This window comes from Colwellia sp. MB02u-10 (assembly GCF_014077185.1).
Classification (GTDB): domain Bacteria; phylum Pseudomonadota; class Gammaproteobacteria; order Enterobacterales; family Alteromonadaceae; genus Cognaticolwellia.
Genome location: NZ_JACGVK010000009.1, coordinates 1 through 554, shown reverse-complemented (window position 1 = coordinate 554; position 554 = coordinate 1). Strand labels below are relative to the sequence as shown.

Annotated in this window: 1 protein-coding gene; it reads right to left on the bottom strand. The window is 41.0% G+C overall.

Going from position 1 to position 554, the window contains the following annotated elements; translation table 11 throughout:
• Positions 1 to 554: methyl-accepting chemotaxis protein (locus H4J59_RS00020; protein ID WP_259369317.1), on the bottom strand; the 554-nt coding region annotated here is incomplete at both ends.

Sequence of the window (554 nt, the reverse complement as noted above, 5' to 3'; positions counted from 1 at the left end):
TTTAATTTGTCGAGATCTTCAGCACTTTTATTTACCGCTATACCATAATTATTTACTTGCGTTGCAAGTTTACTATTTTCTTGAGAAATATTATCTATGGTATAAACACTATGCGTTATTTGATTCGCAACGACACTTTGTTCTTCAGCCGCGGTGGCAATTTGAGCCGTCATATCACTAACATCATTTACGTTACCGATAATATTTTCCATTTCTTGCTTTATTTTAGTGCTATCTGCAGAGCATTCTTCGGCATTAGCTTTGCTAGTAAGCATCACCTCACTCCAATTTTTTAACGAATTTTGTAATTCAATAACAGAGGTTTGGATCTGAACGGTTGCTTCCTGAGTCCGACTCGCTAGCGTTCTGACTTCATCGGCAACGACAGCAAAACCTCGGCCCTGCTCACCCGCTCTTGCCGCTTCAATTGCAGCATTCAATGCCAGTAAGTTTGTTTGATCCGCAATGCCCTGAATTTCAGACATGACCGTTGAAATTTTATTGACATCGGTGACCAATTCAAGCGCACTACTGGCCGCTTGATCGACATCACG